A 19,572-nucleotide genomic window follows, 5' to 3' on the forward strand; every position below is an offset into this window, starting at 1 on the left:
CAAAACGATAGTTCTTTGCCCTCTGAGCCGGAGGTCGCCGCCGTTCCCCCGAGGGAGCCGATCGGTCGTTTCACCCGCAAGGGGCCGTCCCGTTTGAGCAAGCTCGTCTGGCCCCTGTCGATGGGGGTGGCCGGCCTGCTGATTTACGGAGCGTTTGCTTCCGATTCGGACTCGAAGACCGCGCGACTGGTGGAGCCAGAGCCTGAACTGATCAAGCCCGCTCCCCGTGCGGTGCGGCCCCCGCCCGAGCCGGATTTTGTGCCGATGAAGGTGGCCGCTGCCGTGCCGCCCCTGCCCCAGGGCACCGCGCTTCCGACGGTTGATCAGGCTGCCGTGGACGCGGCAGCACGCAGGGAAGCTGCTGCAGAAGCGCTCAGGCTGCGACGCAGGGCGCCGTTGATGGTGCCCGTGGCTGGTGCAGGGAATGCCGTGGTCGAGGCGTCTGATGCCAGCGCCGGGGTGGTTCAGGATGTGGCGATGCAGAACATCCCCGCGATGAATGCCGCCACGGCAGAGCGCGCTGCCCAGGCCGATCGGAACGTGTCGGCACCGCAGAGGGATCCAGGCTTCGTGCTCACGGCGCTGGAGCCAGACGACCAGACCCTGGACCAGAAAATCCTGCAAGGCAAGTCGATCCCGGCGGTGCTGGAAACCGCGATACACACCGCGCTGCCCGGTCAGGTGCGGGCCATGGTGAGCGAAGACGTGTATGGAGAATCGGGGCGCCGCGTGCTCATTCCCAAGATGTCCCGGCTGGTGGGTGAGTACGAGACGGCCAAAATCTCCGCCGGTCAGTCGCGCGTGATGGTGATCTGGCAGCGCGCCCTGTTGCCGGACGGCAAGAGCGTGCGGCTGGCGAGCCCGGGCACGGACGGTCTGGGCCGCTCCGGCATCACGGGCGATGTCGACAACCACTACCTCGAACGTTTTGGTGCGGCATTTCTCGTGTCCATGCTGGGTGTCGCCCTGGAGGAGGCTTCATATTCAAACAACATGAGCAGCAACAACGCGGGTGGGCTGATCATTGTGGATCGGGCCCGGGGCGAAGCGGTCAGGGGCTTGCAGTCCACGGTGGAAAGCATCCTCAAGTCGCAGGCCAACATTCCGCCCACCATCCAGATCGCGCAGGGCAGCCGCGTGCGCGTGTTTGTGGCGCGCGATCTCGACCTGTCGTCTGTGGCGCCTCAGGCCCGCTGAATGCCCACTGCATGAGCACTGTCGCACTTCGCTCCTACCTCACGCCCCTGCGGCCCTTGCTGGAGAGCGCGGGCGTCGAGGAAATCATTGTCAACCGCCCTGGAGAGGTCTATGTCGAATCCGGGGGGGCCTGGGTGCCGCACAGCATTCCGGAGTTCGATCAGCGCCGCCTCAACCAGCTCGCCGACCTGATCGCCACCTATTCCCACCAGACCGTGGGACCGCGCCAACCCTTGCTGTCGGCACAGTTGCCCGAAGGGCAGCGGGTGCAGGTGGTCATGCCCCCGGGTTGCCTGCCCGACATGTTCGGTCTGGCGATCCGCATGCCTTCCCAGAAACGTTTCTCGCTCGAAGACCTCGCCACGGGCGGGGCCTTGCGGGTGCGCGAAGCGGTCAGCGGGGGTGCCGAAGACGATGCCGAACTCACGGCCATGCTCGAAGGCGGCGACATGGTGGGTTTCCTGCGGGCCGCGGTGCGTCTGCGCAAGAACATCATCATTTCGGGCGGCACCTCCACCGGCAAGACCACGACGCTGCGCGCGCTCACGGACGAGATGGGCCAGCACGAGCGCCTGGTCACCATCGAGGACGTGCCGGAGATTGCGCTGTCGCAGCACAACAAGCTCTCCCTGATTGCCAGCAAGGGCGGGCAGGGCGTGGCCAAGGTCAGCGTGACCGACCTGCTGGAAGCCAGCATGCGCCTGAGGCCCGATCGCATCCTGCTGGGTGAGATCCGGGGATCGGAGGCAGCGGACTTTCTGGAGCTGATCAACTCGGGTCACCCCGGTTCGATCTCCACCATTCACGCCGACAGCCCGCGCCTGTGCTTTGAGCGGCTGTGCTTCATGGTGAAGCGCCGCGAAGGCTTTCAGGCCATGAGCACGCAGGCGCTGCTGGCCTACATCCAGTCCGTCATCGATGTGGTGGTGCAGTTCAAGCGCTTCGACAACGGCTCACGTGGCGTCACGCAGGTCTGGTTCGGCCCGCGCGACCGGGTGGACCCAGCGGGGCTCGAGCTCTCCTAGGAACGCCGCGTGCGCCTGTTTCTGCTGGGCCTGGGCGGCTTGCTGGGCGTGCCTCTTGTGAGTGCGCTCATCTGGCTGCTGTGGGTGGTCAACGCCTTTGGTTTGAAGGCCCCGATGGCGCGTGACCTCGAGGCCGCCGCCTCGCTCGCCTTCAGCGCGCCCAATCTGGTGTTCATCACCCACACCAGCCTGGCCGCTGGCACCGCCCTCTGCCTGCTGGTGGTGTGGCTGGTCTGGGTGCTGGGCAATCCGCACAGCAAACCCGCGCGGCATGTTCGGGGGGCCACCTTTGCCTCGGTGGCGGTGTTGCGCAACATGACGAACGAGCAGACAGTGCGCAACCGGCTGATTCGTGTGCATGCGGCGTATCAGTTTGCGCAGACCAAGCCCGGGCCGGCGGAACTCTGGAAAGACTTCTGGCGCACCGTCCCGCAGGCCACGGTAGGCGGCGTGCCGATTCCCCTTTCGGTGGAGCCATTGCACATGCTGGTGGCAGGCACCACGGGTGCCGGCAAATCGCAGGCGATCAAGGAGATCCTCTCCGGTGCGATCAAGCGCGGCGATCGTCTGCTGGTGGTGGACCCCAACGGCGATTACTATTCGATCTTCGCGCAGGCCGGCGACCTGTTGCTCAACCCGTTCGATCGCCGCACGCCCGGCTGGTCGATCTTCAACGAGATCCGTTCCGCCTACGACTGCGAGCGTTTCGCGCGCAGCGTGGTGCCCGACGGCACGGGCGACATGCGCGAGTGGAACGGCTACGCGCAGTTCCTGATCAAGGAAGTGATGAACAAGCTCTGGTTGCAGGGCTGCCGCGATACCAGTGTGCTCATCAAGTTCGTGTGCGAGCTGCCGATCCAGACGCTGGCCGAATACATGGCCGACACCCCTGCCGCCTCGATGTTTGCCGAAGGCGCCGAGAAGACCATGGGCTCGACCAGGTTCATTGCCACCAAGTACCTGGGGCCGCACAAGCACATGCCGCAGGGTGACTTTTCCCTGCGCGACTGGCTCGAAGGGGCTCCGGGCAACCTCTACATCACGTGGCGCGAAGACATGGCCGATGCGCTGCGCTCCCTCATCTCCACGTGGTTCGACGTGGTCATCACCGCCACCCTCTCGTCGCCGGTGAATGGACCGCCACGGCCGACCTGGTTTGTCTGCGACGAACTGGCCTCACTGGAGAAACTCAGCAGCCTGGAAGCGGGTCTGACGAAAGGCCGCAAGCACGGCGCGCGCTTTCTTTGCGGCATCCAGTCCACGGCGCAGCTCGACGATCTGTACGGCAAGGAGAAGGCCGTGACGTTGCGCAGTTGCTTCCGCAACCTGTTGTTCCTCAACATCCCGCACACCGACCCCGCCACCGCCGAAGAGCTGAGCAAGGGCGTGGGTGAATCGGAGTTCGTGCGCAAGGAAACACAGCGCTCGGTAGGCTATTCCATGAAGAACAGCTCGCGCACCATCTCGCGCCGCAACGTGACGGAAAAAGTGCTGCTGCCGAGCCAGATTCAGGACCTGCCCAATCTCAAGGCCTACGTCTCTTTTGCGGGCGACTATCCGCTGTGCAAGGTGTCGCTGGCCGCGCACCTGTTCCCCAAGGTGGGCGTGCCGTTCGAGCCGCGCGACATCAGCCCGCCGGTTTGAGCTGCGCGCTCAGAGCCAGTATTCCCAGAGCCGCGAAAAGCCTTCCATGATCCGGTTGTCGATGGGCCGCCGCTTCCATTGGGCGAGCGTGATTTCGGTGGAGCCCGCCAGGTCCTTGTCGAACATGGTCTGAACCTGCGCGCCAAACCCGGCGCCCAGCACCACCGCGTTGAGCTCGTGGTTGTGCAGGAAGCTGCGCCAGTCGAGATTGGTGGAACCCACCGTGGCCCAGACGCCATCGATCAGGCCGGTCTTGGAATGCAGGATCACGCCCTGCCGCTCGAAGATGCGCACACCCGCCCGCAACAGGCGTTCGTAGTAGCCGCGTCCAGCGTGGAACACCAGCCACGAATCGGTCTTGCTCGGCAGGATCAGGCGCACGTCGACCCCGCGCGCGGCGGCGTCTTCCAGCGCGGTCAGCAGCTGCGGGTCGGGTGCGAAGTAGGCGTTGGTCAGGTACACGCTGGTTTCAGCGCTGCCAATCGCGGAGAGCAGGGTCGCGTAGATCTGGCTGAAGGGTTCTTCGGGTGAACTGCCAATGGCGCGCACCACCTCGTCGCCCGCTCTCGCTGGTGGCGGGTAGTAGTTGCGCTCGGCCATGGGTTCGCCCTTCTGCGCCACCCAGGTGGCCATGAAGAGCTTCTGGAAATCGGCCACCACCGGGCCGTTGATCTGAACATGGGTGTCGCGCCAGCCTTCGCCGGGCGCCGCCCCGCGCGAAAACGAGCCGGACGATCCGCTGGAGTACACCGCGCTGATGTTGATGCCGCCGAGAAAGGCCACCCGGCCATCCACGATCAGGAGCTTGCGGTGGTCGCGCTCGTTGAGCTCCCACTCCTTGCGCGCCTTCGCCGGGTTGACCGGGTTGAATTCCAGCACCTTGACGCCCTCGTCGGTCAGGCGCTTGAAAAACTCCACGGGCGTGCCGAGCGTGCCCACGCTGTCGCGGATCACATGCACCTGCACGCCAGCGCGTTGCCGCTCGAGCAGCGCAAGGGAGAACTGCTGGCCGACTTCATCGTCGTCCAGGATGTAGGTCTCCAGGTGGATGTGGTCCTTCGCCGCCGCGATGGCGGCCAGCATGGCGCGGTAGGTGGCGGGGCCATCTTCCAGCAGCACCACCTTGTTGCCGGTGGTCAAGGGGTTGCCGACGATGGCTTCTTCCAGCGCGAGATGGCGCGCAAAGATGCCGGTGTCACCGCCACTGCCGCGAAGACGATCGAGCACCGCCTTGCTCTGCGCGACCGAGAGCGGACCGCGAGCGCCTTCCAGCTGAACCCGGTTGCCTTTGGAGGTCCGGGCCATGTCCGGCACCACGATCGGCAGGCTTTTGCAGGCAGAGAGCGTGAGCACGCCGATCAGCAGCAACAGGCCCCAGGCGGGCTTCCACCATCGGCAGGACAGGGTCATTCGGGGTCTCCAAGAATCGGCAGAGGATACCTGCGCAGGATTTCCAGAGCGCATTGGCCGGCTATCGATCCGGGGTTTTCTCACTTTTCAATGATTACTAACATTGAACCATTCGGCGGATTTGGGTTGACGAATCAACCTAATCGCTTCATAGTGGTGACCCCAACCGGAGACTTGAATGATCAACAGAAGAACGCTGATGAAGGCCGCCGCTGCCGCGAGCGTGGCCGCGCCTGCCTTGCCCGCCCTGGCCCAGAACGTCACCACCTTGCGGTTCCACACCTTTGTGCCCGCCACGTCCAACGTCTGGAGCCGGGTGATCGTGCCGTGGATGGGCAAGATCGAGAAGGAATCGAACGGTCGTATCAAGTTCGAGGGCTTTACCTCCATGCAGATGGGCGGCGCTCCGGCCCAGCTTTACGACCAGGCGCGCGATGGCGTGGTCGACATCGTGTGGTCGCTGGCGGGGTACACGCCGGGCCGTTTCCCGCGATCGGAAGTGATCGAGCTGCCTTTCTTCACCTACGACGGCGAAGGCTCTTCCAAGGCGGCGTGGGAATACCTCACCACCTACGCCCCCGACGAGTTCAAGGACGTCAAGGTGCTGGCTTTCCACACCCATGGCCTGAACATCCTGCACAACAAGCGCCGGGTGGTTGCCAAGGCGGCTGACCTGCGTGGGCTGAAAATGCGCGGCCCCACGCGCGTCTCCACACAGATCCTGAGCGCGGTCGGTGCCACGGCAGTGGGCATGCCCTTGCCCCAGATTCCCGATGCGCTCTCCAAGGGCGTGATCGATGGCGCCATCCTGCCGTGGGACACCGTGCCCGCAGGCAAGCTTGATGAGCTCACCAATTTCCACACCGAGTTTGCCAAGGGCATGCCCGGCTTCAACAACAGCGCGCAGTTCATGGTGATGAACCGCGCCCGCTATGAAGCCTTGCCACCCGATCTCAAGCAGATCATCGATCGCAACGCTGGCCTGGAAACCTCGGGCATGTTTGGCCGGCTGATTGCCGACTACGACCCGGTGGTGCGCAAGGCGGTGGTGGATCGCGGCAACACGGTGACCGTGATGGGCAAGGCCGAGACCGAAGAATTCATCAAGCTCTGCGCGCCCATCGTCGACCAGTGGGTGGAAGACATGAACCGCAAGGGCTTCGACGGCAAGAAGCTGCTGGATGGTGGGCGCGAGCTGATCCAGAAGTACCGCCCGAAGACCTGAGGCCGCTCAGGGCGCCAGGCCTGCGGCGCGCAGGAAGGCGTCGTTCTCGGCCTCCGAGCCCACGGTCACGCGCAGGCAGCCTTCCAGCCCGTGCAGGCGGTCCTGCCGCCGCACCAGCACGCCTTGTGCGAGCAGCGCGGCATGGGCCTCGGCCGCGTCGGGTGTGCGCACCAGCAGGAAGTTGGCCTGCGAGGGCAGCACCTGCCAGACCGGGTGAGCCTGCAAGGCTTTGAACAAACGTTCGCGCTCGCGCAGCGTCTGGGCCACGCGCTCGCGCACGTAACCCGGGTGTTCCAGCGCAACCTGCGCGCACACCATCTGCAGCACGGACACGCCGAACGGCGGCACCAGCTTGCGCAACTGGCGCGCCACTTCGTCGCTGGCGAGCGCGTAGCCCAGCCGCAGCCCGGCCAGCCCCCAGGCTTTGGAGAAGGTGCGCAGCAGCACCACATGCGGGTGCCTGCGGGCAAGCGCGCGCGCATCGTGCTCGGTGAAGTGGTGGTAGGCCTCGTCGATCACCAGCAGCCAGTCGCCATGGCAGGCGCGCGCCAGGCGTTCCAGGTCGTCTAGCTCGCACAACGAGCCGGTGGGCGCATGCGGTCGCGGCACGAACACCACGCCGCGCGACGGAGGCTCGCTGAGTGCGGCTATCAGTGCGTCCACATCGGTGGAGAAGTCGGCCCGCAGTGGCACTTCGGTGAGCGTGGCGCCGAGCAGCTGCGCGTCCAGCCCGTAGAGCGCGAAATTGGGCTTCACCGTGAGCACGCGCGCGCCCATGCCGGCGAGCTGGACCAGCAGCGCGATCAGCACGTTGCTGCCCGTGGTGACCACCGTGCCCGGAGGCGACCATTCGGTGTGGTGCGCCACGGCCTCGCACAGCGCCTCGGCGTGCAGGTCGGTGTAGCGATGCCAGGGCAGGTCGCGCAGGCGCTGCAGAGCGATGGTCTTCAGCTCGTCTGGGAAGTCGGCGAACGACTCGTTCTGGTCGAGCTTGACCGGCGCGTTGACGGCGGAGAAAGGATAGTCGGGGCTGGCCGCGACGGCGGGGCGGATGGGCAGGGACATGCCCCGATTGTCCTACCCGTCGGCACCTGGTTGATGGCCAGAAGACTTTGAAGCTTCAGGCAGGACGGTTGGTGCGTTTTTGCACTGTGGATCTTCCAGCATGGCTATTCTTCGCGCTCCTTCAGCGGCACAGCCCGCGCCACAACACCCATTCTGGAGACAAGATATGGAAGAACTCCTGGACGCGATCGTCGCAGGACGCATCGATGACGCCATTGCGCGCATAGAGGCCCTGCGTGCGGACGGTGTGGATCTGAATACGGCAGATCATCGGGGCCGGACCCCGGCCCACCTGGCGGGCACTCTTGGTCATGCGCGATTGATCGAGCCACTGCGAGCTGCCGGTGCAAATCTGAATGCGCAAGATGCTACGGGAGCGGTGCCCGCTCACGGGGCGGCCAGTGGCGACCATGTTCAAACAATCGCGGCTCTGCACGCGGGCGGCGCGAATCTGAGTGCGGCAGATCTGTCTGGGCGCACCCCGGTTCACGCTGCGGCCGGTCTTGGGCATTGGCGTTCGATCGAGGCCCTGCACGCGGGCAGTGCGAATCTGAGTGCGCCAGATCACACGGGGAGCACCCCGGCTCATGCGGCGGCCATTCTCGGACATGAGCGAGCGATCCTGGCCCTGTACAAGGCCGATGCGGATCTGTTTCAGACAGATCGCAATGGGAAGAAGCCCGTTGACCTGGCAGCCTCCCAAGGGAAAACAAAAGTGGCGAACCTGCTGGCAGGTTATGAAGATTCCCGGGATTTGGGTGGGGTGCTGAAGGCGGTTTCGGGCAGTCAGGCTCACCAAAGCCTGGCGGCAGATCTTCAATGCCCGATTCTCGCGGAACCGTATGCGCGCGTTGGCGATTTCAGGCCGGTGAGGCTGCCGGACGGGCATGGCTCGTCTGGACAGTTGATGCCGGGAAACGTGATCTCTGCACAAGCGGCGTACCGGATGCTGTCCGAACGTCGCCCTTTTGACCCTCTCGCCGGGGCGACCTACACCTCGGCAGAAGCCGGAGCCTTCCTGCGTTCCTCAGCCTTCGCCCAGGGTGATCCTGAGCGATTGGCCATGGTGCGGGCGGCACTTGAAACCGCCAGAAAAGACATGGCCCCGGAAGCGTTGATGGCTGCGGTTCCGCGAGCTGTGGAGAACGCCCGTGCTGCTGCAGGTGCTGCACCTGCAAGTGCTGCGGGTGCCGGTGGCATGCACTACCAGCAAATCCTTCAGGGGGGATCCGCCGGCGTTCCTCCATCCCCATCCCCATCCGGACCGGCTGCGGGCGGGAGAGGGCCGCAGCACTGAAGCGTTACGAGCCCTGGTCAGCACGGGGCTCGGTCAGGGTGAGCAGGATGTCGGCATACCAGGCGCAGTTCAGGCCCAGCGATTCGTCGAGCACCACGTCGCGGTCGCCCATGTCCATGCGCGAAGAATGCACGCCCAGCAGTTTCCAGGGCAGCGCAGCGGTCCCCTCGCTCGGGTTGACATCCCGCATCACCACCGCGGCCCCGCTGGTGCCCCGGTGCGTGCGTGCGTCGGTGAGGAAAAAGCCCTGGCCCTGAAAGCGAATGCCATAGGGCGACGCGATCACCGCGTGGCGCAGCACCGGCAGGTGGTGCAGCGCGTCGTGAAATCCCAGCGGGAAGCCCACCACCAGCAGGGATTCACCGGGGTGCACCTCGTCGAAGGCGGTCTGCAGGTGCTCCGGCGTGAACGCGCGGATCACCGCGTCTTCGGGCAGCGCGCTGCGATCGAGCTCCAGCACCGCCACATCGATCTCGCTGCCACTGTCGCGGCCCTGCCGCCACACGGCCGCTCCATCCTCGTACAGGAGCACGGAAAGGCCGGTGGACCGCGTGAGGTTGGTGGCGTCGATGTGCAGCTCGATCTCCAGCCGGTCGGGCAGGTGCTGGGTGTCTTCATCGATCACCACGTGCCGGCTCGTCACCAGATACAGGCGCTCATCGCGCTCGAAGAAGAAGCCGCTGGCGTTGGTGAGTGGCTGCGTGCCGTGGAAGGTGGACACGTGGGGCGCGGCCAGAAACAACGGGTCCACGGGCGCGGTGTCGGCGTGGCGCGCGCTGGCGACGTCAACGGGGGTCACAGGAGCAACGGGAGTGATGGGCGGGCGGTTCATGGTTCGAGTGTCGCATCCTTCAACTGGCGGCGGGCGTGCTTCGGCGGAACTGGCGCGCGGCAAAGGCCCATGCCATGCGCGAGGCATCGGGTCCTTTGGCGTCGCCAAATGGCAGGCGGCTTGCCCCGCCGCTCCAGGCGTGGCCAAGGCGCTCCACGGTCACCAGCGTGGCCAGGGCGCGGCCGCGTCGTTTGAAATCGGTCACCGTCATGGGGTAGCGCTGGCCGCGCTGCACCACGCGGCCAGGCGTTGCGGTGGCGCCCACGGCCGTTGCCCACACCTGTGCCGCCGCCGCTCCGTTGCGCGCAACCACCACGTGGTCGCTCTCGCCCTGGATCACGAGCAGGGGTGGCCAGGCCAGGGTTTCACGCGCGTCGTCCAGCGCCTGCGCTGGCGGCAACCGCCGGCCTCGCATGGCCGCCAGCGCGGTGGCGGTGGAGTCGGCCACGCCGGGCGCTACGCCGGAATGCATCACCACCGCGGCAAAGCGATGCGGATGGCGCGTGGCCAGCAGAGCGGCCAGGCCGGCCCCGGCCGACAGGCCGACCAGCGCGACCCGGGATGGGTCTGCGTTCTGCAGCAGGCAGATCTGGTCGATGGCCGCGAGCACCAGTGCGGCCTCGGCCTGTGCCCGACCGTTGCGGGTCTCATACCAGTTCCAGCAGCGCTGGGCGCTGCTCAAGCGGTCCTGCTCGGGGTAGAGCACCAGAAACCGCTCGCGACGTGCCAGCAGGTTCATGCGCGTGCTGGCAGCAAAGTCGTTGGCATCCTGACCGCAACCGTGCAGCATCACCACCAGGGGCAGCCTCTCGCCGGCCTGCATCTCGGGTGGACGAAACAGGCGGTAGCGGCGCATGCCGGCACGGCCCAGCGCCATGCCTGCGGTCCAGCTGCCCTGTGTGGTGTCCGCGCTAGACCGTGCGCTCACGCAGGGCTTCATGGAACCGACCAGCGTTTTGCGCGCGGGCCTGGCCGCGCGTTCCATGGCCTTGACGCTGCGGTTGAACGACCGGAGCCAGGTCGAAGTGGACCCGCCTCGCGCCTTCATGCCGTGGCGGCCTTCATGATGCGTGGCATTGGCGGGATTCCCTGAGCGTCGTAGCTGTTCAGTGTGGGCGACGCGCGGTATCCGGTCTGTCTGTTGCCACACATTCGGTTGCCTTTGTGTGTGCGTTGTCGAACCGACACGCGGGTCTGCGGCCGCGACAGTGAGCTGATGGACACCACACCGGTGGACCCTTTCAGGAGAAAAGCATGCGCAAATTCCAGACCAACCGACTCATAGGCGCGTCCGCGCTCGCCCTCGCTCTGGCCTCGCTGGTCGCCTGTGGCAAGACCGAGACACCTGTGGAGGCGCCACCGCCAGCCGCTGCCCCGCCCATGAGCACCCCGGCCCCGGCACCAGCACCGGCTGAAGCGCCCGCCATGTCGGCATCCGGACCGTCCACGACCATGGGCGAGAAGATCGACGACACCGTGATCACCACCAAGGTGAAGACCGCGCTGCTGGCGGACGACACCGTCAAGGGCATGGACATTTCGGTCAACACCACCATGGGCGAAGTGCAGCTCACCGGTGTGGTCGACAACCAGATGCAGATCGACAAGGCGGTGGAGGTCGCCAAGGCTGTGGAAGGCGTTCAGCGCGTCCAGAACGGCATGACCCTCAAGAAGTAAGCTTCGCCGCGATCCTCAAGCCCCGTCGCGCAGCAGCATGGCGGGGTTGAGGCGCATCTGCGAGAGCAGGTAGCGCGCCCCCAGGCCCAGGCTTGCCGCGCTCACGCCGAGGGCGGTGAGCGCGCCGGTCCAGTAGAGGCCGGCGGGGTCAAGATCCAGCCGCCAGCGCAGCAGCGCGGTGGCCAGCGCACTGCCCGCTACCATGGCAAAGCCGGCGGTGAGCAGCGCCAGCAACAGATATTCCCAATACAGCACCCGCCGCAGGCTGGACAGGCGCGCGCCCACGGCGTGCATCACCGTGGCCTCGAACACCTGCCGCGCCCGGCTGCTGGCCACCACGCTGGCCAGCACCAGCAGGCTCGCTGCCAGGCACACGCCGGCCACCAGCGCCAGCCCGCCGCTGGCGCGGGCCATCAGCGCACGCGTTTCCACGAGCAGGGATTCGGTGCGCACGCTCGCAATGTTCGGCGCCACTGCGGCGAGCGCGTCCTGTGCGCGTTGCGCTCCGGCGGCGTCGAGGTAGGCGGCGCCCACATGGCGCGTGATGTAGGGGTCGAGCACGCCGTCGCTGAAGATCGCTTCCAGCCACAGGCGCGCCTGCAGTCGGCGCTGGCTGTAGATCGCCACCAGCTTGGCCTCCACGGCAGAACCCAGAATGTCGAATCGCACACGGTCGCCCAGTTTCAGACCGAGCTGGTCGGCCTCGCGGTCTTCCATTGCCACCTGCGGTGCGCCCTGGTGGCCGGGTGGCCACCAGGCGCCTTCGCGCAGCACCACCTCGTCAATGTTGCCGGCTGCGTTGCTCAGCTTCTGTTCATCGCGCGCCTCGCGCACGCGCTCGCCATCGTTGCTCTCGCGCAGCGCTGCGCCGTTCACGGCGGCCACGCGGCCCAGCACCAGCGGTGCGGTGGTGAGCTGGCGCAGACCACGCTGCGCCAGCAGGGTGGCTTGCAACAGCGGTATCTGTTCGGTCTGCACGTCGTAAAACACCAGGGCGGGCGCGTTGTCGGGCACGGTTTGATTCACCGTGCGCAGCAGCGAAGCCACCACCAGCGTGCAGGCCACCAGCAGTGTGAGCGCGGAACCCAGTGAGAGCAGGGCCGCGCGCAGCGGTGAGTCGGCCCGTTGCAGGCCGGCCAGCGCCAGTCGCAGTTCCAGCGGCAGGTGCCACGCCTGGCGGGCCAGGGCAGCGCGCGCCAGCCGGCGCAGCAACCGGGTGAGGCCATCCAGCACCACCAGCAGTGCCACGGTGGCCAGCACAAAGGCGGCGCCAAAGCGCGCGTCGGGCACGCTCATCACCACCAGGGCGGCCACCAGCGCGGCCGCTGCGCCGGTGAGCAGCCAGGCCATGCGCGGTGTGCGCAGGCGGGTGCCGTCCACGCCGCGAAACAGCGCCGCCGGGGAGACCGACAGCGCCCGACCCAGCGCCGGCAGCGCAAATGCCAGCGCGGTGAGCACGCCAAAGCCCAGCGCCACCGCCGAGGGTGCCCACAGAGCGCGCAGAAGCGGGGCGAGCGGCAGGCGCTCGGCGGCGGCCCAGGTGCCGGCCACGGCCAGTGCATTGCCGATCAGCACCCCGCCCAGGCTGGCCAGCAGCGCGAGCATGAGGATCTGCAGCAGCACCAGGGCGGCCAGCCGGCCATCGCGCAGGCCCAGTGCGCGCAGTGTGGCCAGCGTGCCGAGCTTGCCCTGCAGGTAGGCCTGCACACTGTTGAACACACCCAGCCCGCCAATGAAGAGTGCCGAGAAGCCAATGAGCAGCAGGCCCGAGCCGATCTGGCCCAGCACCTCGGCCATGCGCTGGCTGCGCTCCTCGAAGGTGCGCACCTCGGCGTCGAGATCGGGAAAAGCGGCGACGAACGCGTCGCGCCACGCGGCCGCCGGCTCGGCGGTGCGCACGCGGTAGTGGTACTCCACGCGGCTCAGCGGTTGCACCAGGCCGCTGGCCAGCAGGGCGCCATCGGCCACCAGCACCGGTGCTCCGCTCCAGTCGGCACGCAGGCTGCGGTCGGGCTGGCGCAGCACCACGGCGCGCACCGCCAGGCTCAGGTCGCCCACCTCCACTCGGTCGCCCACGGCCAGGCCCAGGCGTTGCGCCAGTGCGCCATCCACCGCCGCGCCCCACACGCCCTCGCGCTCGCCGAGCGCCGTGGCCAGATCGCTGGTGGGCGCCAGTTCCACCGTGCCGTAGAGCGGGTAGCGTTTGTCGGCGCTCTGCAGTTCGATCAGTTGAGAGCGCCCGTCGCTCGCGCGCAGCATGGTTCGCAGTTCGACCAGGCGAGAGACATCACCACGCTGGCCCATCCAGGCCAGCACGTCTTCGCGCAGTGGCGCGGTGTGCTCCACCTCCAGGTCGCCACCGAAGAGCAGACGGGCATCGTTGCGCAGGGCGTCCGCCACCTGGCGGTAGAGACCTCCGCCGGCGGCCACCAGCGCCACGCCCAGCACCAGGCAGGCACAGAAGATCCACAGGTGGCGGCCACTGGCGCGCAGGTCGCGCCAGGCCAGGCTAAACAGGAAGCGCATGGGTCGGCGTGGTGGCTTCGTGCAACTGGCCGTCGTGCAGGCGCAGCACGCGGTCGCAGCGGGCTGCGAAGTCGGGGTCGTGCGTGATCAGCACCAGCGTGGCACCGGTTTCCTCGTTCAGCTCGAACAGCAAGGTGCGGATGGCTTCGCCGGTGTGGTCGTCCAGGTTGCCGGTCGGTTCGTCGGCCAGCAGCAGGCGCGGGCGGTGCACCAGCGCGCGCGCAATTGCCACCCGCTGCTGCTCCCCGCCCGAAAGCTGGCTTGGGTGGTGCTGCAGCCGGTCGCCCAGGCCCACGCGGTGCAGCAGTTCGCCGGCGCGCTCGAAGGCATCGCGGCGGCCGGCCATCTGCAGCGGCAGGGCCACGTTGTCCAGCGCGCAGAGGCTGGGCAACAGGTGGAACGACTGAAAAACGATGCCGAGCTGGTCGCGCCGCAGGTCGGCCAGGGCATCGGCGTTCAGGTCTGCCAGCTCGGTGCCGGCGATGCGGATGCGACCCGCCGTGGGCCGCTCCAGGCCCGAGAGGAGGAGCAGGAGCGAGGTCTTGCCCGAGCCCGATGGCCCGGTGATGGCAATGCGCTCGCCAGCGGCAATGTGGAGGTCCACCGAGCGCAGCACCTCGATGCGCTGGGTGCCCAAAGGATAGTGAAGGGACAGGCCGGAGACTTGAATCATGCGGTGTGAGGGAGGCTGGCGGCGGGAAAGTTCACGAGGTCGAGCGGGGCTTGATCCGGCGCTCCGCTCAAGATTGCAGGCGCCGCACCGATGAAAGAACCTGATGGTGACAGAATGTTTCGATGCTGGAGGGAGTGTTCATGACAGGGTGGGGAGGGCGGATCCGGGCGGTCGTGGGCGCAGCCTGCCTGTTCATCGGGGTGGTGGGCTGCGGAGAGGCGCCGCAACCGCCCTTGACCGTGGGCATCAACACCTGGGTGGGCTTCGACCCCCTTGTGCTGGCGCGCGACCGCAGCATGACCGACCGCCAGACCATCAAGGTGGTGGAACTGATCTCCAGCGCCGAGGCACTGCGCCACCTGCGCAACGGTCTGCTGGACGCTGCCGCCCTGACGCTGGATGAAACGCTTCGGCTGGCCGACAGTGGTTTCGATGTGCGCATCGTGGCCGTGCTCGACACCTCCAGCGGCGCCGATGTGGTGCTGGCCGCGCCGGAAGTGCGCTCCCTGCCCGAGCTGAGGGGCCGCGCCATCGCGGTGGAAGAAGCCACCGTGGGCACCCTGGTGCTCGAGCGCCTGCTGCAGAAGGCCGGTCTGACGAGCGCCGACGTGTCGGTGGTGAAGATGGAGTCGACCCAGCACCTGATGGCGCTGCGAAGCGGCCGGGTCAGCGCCGCCGTGAGTTACGCGCCGATCGAGGGCGCCATTCGCCGCGCGGGCTACCGGCGCATCTTCGACAGCAGCCAGATGCCCGGCGAGATTCTGGATGTGCTGGTGGTGCGCGGCGAGGTCCTGCGGCGGCGCCCGGCCGCGGTGGACGCGCTGCTGAACGCCTGGAGCGGCGGGTTGAGCGTGCTGCGGCTCGACGCGCCCGGCGCGGCCGCGACGCTCGCACCCGGCGCGGACCTCACTCCGCGCGATTACCTGGAGGTGCTCAAGGGCCTGCGCTTTTTTGCGCCTGATGAGTCGTTGCTGCTGCTGACCGGGCCGGCACCGGAGCTGGTGCGGCTGGGCCAGCCGGTGGCCGACACGCTCATGGGTCTGGGCCTGCTGCGCCAGCCGCCCAACTGGGCGGCCCTGATCGACAGTGCGCCGGCAGAGCGCGCGCCACAGTCGGGGCTGCTGCCATGAAGCCATGGCGTGAGCTGGTGTCGATCCCGGGCCGCTGGCTCGCGCCGCTGTTGCTGGCGGTGTTCGCGCTGACCACCATCACCGTGGGCTTTGCCCTGCAATGGCGCGATGCCGACCAGCGTGTGACCGAATTTGAATCGCGGCGGCTGCTGGAGCGGCTGGGCGTGGAGCAGAGCCGCCTGAGCGCGCAATCCGGCCTCGCCAACGCGCTGCTCGTGCGCCGCCTCGTTGGTGGCCTGGGCGTGTACAGCGGCATGCTCCATGCCTATCTGGTGGACGAAGCCGGTCTGGTGGTGGCCTCGCTGGCGCGGGCCGACATCGGCCGACCGCTGGGCGAGGTGCTCGAGCGGCAGCCCGAGCTGGCGGGGCTGCGGCAACTCGATGACCTGATCCCCGACGGCAGCTCCGTGCAGGTGTTCCGGCCGCCCGGCGCGCCCTACCTGTTCGGTCAGGCCGCCATTGATACCGGGGGCCACCTGCTCACCGTGGCCGACCTGAGCCTGCCGCTGGCCCAGCGGCAGGCGGGTCTGCGCGATGAGGTGCTGCGTGAGGCCCTGCTGCTCGCGCTGCTTGTGGCCTTGCTGGCCGTGCTGGCGCACCTCATCTGGTTCCGCCGCGCCGAGCGCCTGGCGCGCACGCTGGCCACCATGGGCGAAGGGCAATTGCAGGTGCGCGCCGGTCTGCAGGGATTTGACGAACTGGCCCTGATCGGTGCCCAGGCCGACCGCATGGCCGAGCGTCTGCAGGCCGGGCAGGCGCAACTTCGGCACATCAACGCGCTGGTCGACCGCTCGCCGGTGGTGGTGATCGAATGGCGCAACGAAGCGGGCCGACCCATGAGCTACCTCAGCCGTTCGGTGGCGCAGTGGGGCTACCAGCCCGACGCGCTGCTGCTGATGGATATGCGCTTCCACGATCTGGTCCATCCGGACGACCTCGAACGCATCACGGCTGAGAGCGCTGCCAACCAGGCTCGGGGCACCGACGAGTACCGCCAGGAATATCGGCTGCGGCGTGCCGATGGCCAGTGGGCCTGGGTGGACGACCGCACCTCCATCACGCGCGACGCCGATGGCAAGGTCAGCAGCATCAGCGGCGTCCTGCTGGACATTTCCGCCCTCAAGCAGGCGCAGACCACACTGGAGCGCAACAACGCCGAACTGGAGCAACGGGTGGCCGAACGGACCGCGCAGCTCAGCGCCGCCAACGAAGAACTGGAAGCGTTTTCCTATTCCGTTTCGCACGACCTCAAGGCACCGCTGCGGGGCATCGACGGCTACAGCCAGTTGCTGGAGGAAGAGTACGCCGATCGCATCGACGAGGAAGGGCGCCAGTTCATCGGCCGCATCCGCCGCGGCGTGCAGCAGATGGGCGCGCTCATCTCCGACCTGCTCGACTATTCGCGCATGGAACGGCGCACCATGGAATCGCAGCAGGTCGATCTGCTGCCACTGATCGAACTCGTCATTGAAGGCCACGGCGCCGACATCCGCGCGGCCGGTACGCAACTGAACCTGAAGGTGGAGCCCATGGTGCTGCAGCTTGATCGAGAAGGCCTGGCGGTGGTGCTGCGCAACCTGGTCGGCAACGCCGTGAAATTCAGCCGGGGACGAACACCGCCGGTGGTGGAGATCGGCTCCCGCGTGGAGGCGGGTCGGCGCCTTCTGTGGGTGCGCGACAACGGCGTGGGCTTCGACATGAAGTACCACGACCGCATCTTCGGCATCTTCCAGCGCCTGCAGCGGGCCGAGGATTACGCGGGCACCGGCGTTGGCCTGGCGCTGGTGGCCAAGGCGGTGCAGCGCATGGGCGGGCGCGTGCGCGCCGAAAGCCAGCCCGGCGAAGGCGCCACCTTCTTCGTGGAGTTTCCCGAATGAAGCCTTTGCCGCCGATCCTGCTGGTCGAAGACAACCCCATGGACGTCGATCTCACGCTGCGCGCCTTTCGCAAGCGCGGACTTCCCAATCCCGTCGAGGTGGCGCGCGACGGCGAAGAGGCCCTGGCGTGGATCCCTCGCTGGGAAGCGGGCGCGCTCTGGCCGGCGGTGGTCCTGCTGGACATCAACATGCCCAGGCTCAACGGTCTGGAGGTGCTGCATCGCTTCAAGTCCCATGCGCAGCTGCGTTTCATTCCAGTGTTGATGCTCACCTCTTCGCGCGAAGACAGCGACCTGAAGACCGCCTACGATCTGGGGGTCAACGGCTACATCGAGAAGCCGGTGAGCTTCAGTCAATTCGTCCATGTTGCTGAGCACATCGAGCGGCATTGGTGCCAGCTCAACGAGCGCCCCTATTGATCCCACTGTCCGGAGTTCCCATGCTGAAAATCCTCATCCCCGTCGATGGCTCCACGCCCTCATTGCTCGCCGTGCACCATGCGCTTCGCCTGGTGGGCGCGGGACTGAAGGCGCGCTTTCTGGTGGCCAACGTGCAGGAGTCGGCCAACCTGTACGAGCTGGTGGTGGCGCACGATCCTCAGGTGCTTCAGCAAGTCAGCGAGGCGGCCGCACGCGACCTGGTGCGCCCGGCGGTGGCCCTGCTGAGTGCGGCAGGCCAGCAGGTGGAAACCGCCGTGGCCAGTGGCGACCCGGCACACATGCTGGCGGAAATCCTCGAGAGCCATGGCTGCGATGCCGTGATCATGAGCGCCCGCGGTGGCGGCCTGCGTGCGGCGGTGCTGGGCTCCGTGTCGCAGGAGATGGTGCAGCGCTCGGCGGTGCCCGTCACGCTGGTGAAGGTCCCCGACGAAGAGCCAGCCGGCGACTGAATACTCCGTGAGCAAGCTGTTCATCGCCCAGGATGCAGCGGGCGAAATTCGGTTCATCGGCGAGGTGGAGCGGGGCGCCGAGTGCGGGTGCCTGTGTCCCGAGTGCGGCAGCCCGCTGGTGGCCCGCCAGGGCATGGCGAACGACTGGCACTTTGCACACGAAGCGTCGCAGGAGCGGCCCGAATGCGGGGCCGCTGCGCTGCACCTGCTTCGCCGCTTCGTCTTCCAGCTGCTGCAGCAGCAGATGTCGACCCCTGGTTTCACCCTGCCCATCTACCGACATGAATTGACGCTGACGCGTTCGCTGGTGCACCTGCGCGAAGACGCGCAATGGGCCCCACAGATTCTGGGCGATGTGCAGTGGAGGCCAGAAGCTCTGGACGACGGCGAGCCGGTAGCGCGCGCCAGACTGGACACCGGCGTCGACCTGCACATTTTTGTGCGCTTCGGGGATGCGGCAGCCGCGCCAGCACGGACCGATTCCGAGGTCGCCAGTCTTTCGTTCAAGGTCCGGATGCCACCCACCGCAGCCCTGCGCGATCGCCGGCTCGCTGCCCAGCAGCTTGAATCGTTTGGCGAATTCTTCTGGGAGCACCACCCCGACACACAGGGACTGGTGCGCGCCGCGCAGGAGCGGTTGGAATTGCGCGGAGACCGCATCTACAGCAACTGGCTGTCGATGGTGGACGCGAAGCGCCAGGCCCTGGCCGACGCAGCCGCACCTGCGGCACCGCTGTTCTACGGGCCGAGTTCACCCGACAGTGCCGATGCATCGCGCCGCCATGCCTGCGCGCCCGGCCATGCGCCAAACATCAATTTCACCTTCTACCGTTTGAACCAGCAGGAAGCCTGGTTGCTCTACCTGCTCGAACGCGTGGGTCCGAACGACTGGCGCACCGCACAGCAGAAGTTCTATGCCCTCGCGCCTTACCCGGCCCCCTTCGAGGGCTGGACAGAAGCCGTGCCCAGGGCGGTGGGTGTGCCCGACGAAGCGCTCGGCTTCATTCGCCTCGCAGGTTTTCTGGACGCGGTGACCTACCTCTCGCGCCGCGCCCGTGTAACGCGCAGCCACCGCGATCCGTCGGCTTTCCAGGGACTCTGATTT

The 19,572-nt window shown here is 67.1% G+C and carries 17 protein-coding genes; 11 read left to right on the plus strand and 6 right to left on the minus strand.

Annotated elements, in window-relative coordinates; genetic code table 11:
* Positions 1-93 precede the first annotated feature (93 nt).
* From CAP37_RS01415 to CAP37_RS01425, 3 genes are read left to right on the plus strand one after another with little or no spacing between them, the layout of a single operon-like run.
* Entirely contained in the window at positions 94-1,197 is a 1,104-nt protein-coding gene (locus CAP37_RS01415; protein ID WP_179190104.1) for a TrbI/VirB10 family protein, read from the plus strand.
* Positions 1,198-1,208: 11 nt separating this feature from the next.
* Entirely contained in the window at positions 1,209-2,222 is a 1,014-nt protein-coding gene (gene virB11 / locus CAP37_RS01420; RefSeq protein WP_086122518.1) for a P-type DNA transfer ATPase VirB11, read from the plus strand.
* A gap of 9 nt (positions 2,223-2,231) precedes the next feature.
* Entirely contained in the window at positions 2,232-3,866 is a 1,635-nt protein-coding gene (locus CAP37_RS01425) for a type IV secretion system DNA-binding domain-containing protein (protein WP_086122519.1), read from the plus strand.
* A gap of 9 nt (positions 3,867-3,875) precedes the next feature.
* Here CAP37_RS01425 and cls read toward each other — a convergent pair whose 3' ends face one another.
* The gene (gene cls / locus CAP37_RS01430; protein ID WP_179190105.1) at positions 3,876-5,276 is read right to left on the minus strand and encodes a cardiolipin synthase; all 1,401 of its coding nucleotides are present in this window, start codon (positions 5,274-5,276) and stop codon (positions 3,876-3,878) included.
* Between the two features lie 178 nt (positions 5,277-5,454).
* Between cls and CAP37_RS01435 the strand changes: the two genes are divergently transcribed.
* The gene (locus tag CAP37_RS01435) at positions 5,455-6,501 is read left to right on the plus strand and encodes a TRAP transporter substrate-binding protein (protein WP_086122520.1); all 1,047 of its coding nucleotides are present in this window, start codon (positions 5,455-5,457) and stop codon (positions 6,499-6,501) included.
* A 6-nt stretch (positions 6,502-6,507) separates the two neighbouring features.
* On the opposite strand, the gene CAP37_RS01440 is transcribed toward CAP37_RS01435, so the two are convergent.
* Entirely contained in the window at positions 6,508-7,566 is a 1,059-nt protein-coding gene (locus CAP37_RS01440; RefSeq protein ID WP_086122521.1) for a histidinol-phosphate transaminase, read from the minus strand.
* Positions 7,567-7,732: 166 nt separating this feature from the next.
* Between CAP37_RS01440 and CAP37_RS01445 the strand changes: the two genes are divergently transcribed.
* Positions 7,733-8,863, plus strand: coding sequence for an ankyrin repeat domain-containing protein (locus tag CAP37_RS01445; protein ID WP_179190106.1), 1,131 nt, complete (start codon positions 7,733-7,735; stop codon positions 8,861-8,863).
* Positions 8,864-8,867: 4 nt separating this feature from the next.
* On the opposite strand, the gene CAP37_RS01450 is transcribed toward CAP37_RS01445, so the two are convergent.
* Positions 8,868-9,695 (minus strand): serine protease, encoded by an 828-nt coding sequence (locus CAP37_RS01450; RefSeq protein WP_086122523.1) that lies wholly within the window; start codon positions 9,693-9,695, stop codon positions 8,868-8,870.
* 19 nt (positions 9,696-9,714) lie between these two features.
* The gene (locus CAP37_RS01455) at positions 9,715-10,743 is read right to left on the minus strand and encodes a PHB depolymerase family esterase (RefSeq protein WP_086122524.1); all 1,029 of its coding nucleotides are present in this window, start codon (positions 10,741-10,743) and stop codon (positions 9,715-9,717) included.
* Positions 10,744-10,949: 206 nt separating this feature from the next.
* Here CAP37_RS01455 and CAP37_RS21875 point away from each other — a divergent pair, with 206 nt between their 5' ends.
* Positions 10,950-11,372: a BON domain-containing protein gene (locus CAP37_RS21875; RefSeq protein WP_256926847.1), complete on the plus strand. Its 423-nt coding sequence runs from the start codon at positions 10,950-10,952 to the stop codon at positions 11,370-11,372.
* A gap of 15 nt (positions 11,373-11,387) precedes the next feature.
* Here CAP37_RS21875 and CAP37_RS01465 read toward each other — a convergent pair whose 3' ends face one another.
* Together CAP37_RS01465 and CAP37_RS01470 are read right to left on the minus strand one after the other, a co-directional pair.
* Positions 11,388-13,898, minus strand: coding sequence for an ABC transporter permease (locus tag CAP37_RS01465; RefSeq protein WP_086122525.1), 2,511 nt, complete (start codon positions 13,896-13,898; stop codon positions 11,388-11,390).
* A complete protein-coding gene (locus CAP37_RS01470; protein ID WP_086122526.1) occupies positions 13,882-14,571 on the minus strand; it encodes an ABC transporter ATP-binding protein in 690 nt (229 codons plus the stop codon). Before CAP37_RS01470 ends, CAP37_RS01465 begins: the two co-directional genes overlap by 17 nt.
* Positions 14,572-14,711: 140 nt before the next feature.
* On the opposite strand from CAP37_RS01470, the gene CAP37_RS01475 reads away from it, so the two are divergent.
* The 5 genes from CAP37_RS01475 to CAP37_RS01495 are packed head-to-tail and all read left to right on the plus strand — an operon-like array spanning position 14,712 to position 19,569.
* A complete protein-coding gene (locus CAP37_RS01475) occupies positions 14,712-15,701 on the plus strand; it encodes an ABC transporter substrate-binding protein (RefSeq protein ID WP_086124769.1) in 990 nt (329 codons plus the stop codon).
* Positions 15,698-17,578, plus strand: coding sequence for an ATP-binding protein (locus CAP37_RS01480; RefSeq protein ID WP_086122527.1), 1,881 nt, complete (start codon positions 15,698-15,700; stop codon positions 17,576-17,578). Before CAP37_RS01475 ends, CAP37_RS01480 begins: the two co-directional genes overlap by 4 nt.
* The gene (locus CAP37_RS01485) at positions 17,575-17,997 is read left to right on the plus strand and encodes a response regulator (protein ID WP_086122528.1); all 423 of its coding nucleotides are present in this window, start codon (positions 17,575-17,577) and stop codon (positions 17,995-17,997) included. The genes CAP37_RS01480 and CAP37_RS01485 overlap by 4 nt, the downstream gene beginning before the upstream one ends.
* Positions 17,998-18,017: 20 nt before the next feature.
* Positions 18,018-18,467 (plus strand): universal stress protein, encoded by a 450-nt coding sequence (locus CAP37_RS01490; protein ID WP_086122529.1) that lies wholly within the window; start codon positions 18,018-18,020, stop codon positions 18,465-18,467.
* Positions 18,468-18,474: 7 nt separating this feature from the next.
* The gene (locus CAP37_RS01495; RefSeq protein ID WP_086122530.1) at positions 18,475-19,569 is read left to right on the plus strand and encodes a competence protein CoiA family protein; all 1,095 of its coding nucleotides are present in this window, start codon (positions 18,475-18,477) and stop codon (positions 19,567-19,569) included.
* The last annotated feature ends 3 nt before the right edge of the window (positions 19,570-19,572 follow it).

The organism is Hydrogenophaga sp. IBVHS1 (assembly GCF_002127265.1).
Lineage (GTDB): Bacteria > Pseudomonadota > Gammaproteobacteria > Burkholderiales > Burkholderiaceae_C > Hydrogenophaga.

Excerpts from the sequence above, each read along its gene's own strand:
- CAP37_RS21875 (WP_256926847.1), top strand. The coding sequence starts at position 10,950 with ATGCGCAAATTCCAGACCAACCGACTCATAGGCGCGTCCGCGCTCGCC.
- CAP37_RS01455 (WP_086122524.1), bottom strand. The coding sequence starts at position 10,743 with ATGAAGGCGCGAGGCGGGTCCACTTCGACCTGGCTCCGGTCGTTCAAC.
- CAP37_RS01480 (WP_086122527.1), top strand. The coding sequence starts at position 15,698 with ATGAAGCCATGGCGTGAGCTGGTGTCGATCCCGGGCCGCTGGCTCGCG.
- virB11 (WP_086122518.1), top strand. The coding sequence starts at position 1,209 with ATGAGCACTGTCGCACTTCGCTCCTACCTCACGCCCCTGCGGCCCTTG.
- CAP37_RS01465 (WP_086122525.1), bottom strand. The coding sequence starts at position 13,898 with ATGCGCTTCCTGTTTAGCCTGGCCTGGCGCGACCTGCGCGCCAGTGGC.
- CAP37_RS01435 (WP_086122520.1), top strand. The coding sequence starts at position 5,455 with ATGATCAACAGAAGAACGCTGATGAAGGCCGCCGCTGCCGCGAGCGTG.
- CAP37_RS01440 (WP_086122521.1), bottom strand. The coding sequence starts at position 7,566 with ATGTCCCTGCCCATCCGCCCCGCCGTCGCGGCCAGCCCCGACTATCCT.
- CAP37_RS01490 (WP_086122529.1), top strand. The coding sequence starts at position 18,018 with ATGCTGAAAATCCTCATCCCCGTCGATGGCTCCACGCCCTCATTGCTC.
- cls (WP_179190105.1), bottom strand. The coding sequence starts at position 5,276 with ATGACCCTGTCCTGCCGATGGTGGAAGCCCGCCTGGGGCCTGTTGCTG.
- CAP37_RS01485 (WP_086122528.1), top strand. The coding sequence starts at position 17,575 with ATGAAGCCTTTGCCGCCGATCCTGCTGGTCGAAGACAACCCCATGGAC.
- CAP37_RS01450 (WP_086122523.1), bottom strand. The coding sequence starts at position 9,695 with ATGAACCGCCCGCCCATCACTCCCGTTGCTCCTGTGACCCCCGTTGAC.
- CAP37_RS01445 (WP_179190106.1), top strand. The coding sequence starts at position 7,733 with ATGGAAGAACTCCTGGACGCGATCGTCGCAGGACGCATCGATGACGCC.
- CAP37_RS01475 (WP_086124769.1), top strand. The coding sequence starts at position 14,712 with ATGACAGGGTGGGGAGGGCGGATCCGGGCGGTCGTGGGCGCAGCCTGC.
- CAP37_RS01470 (WP_086122526.1), bottom strand. The coding sequence starts at position 14,571 with ATGATTCAAGTCTCCGGCCTGTCCCTTCACTATCCTTTGGGCACCCAG.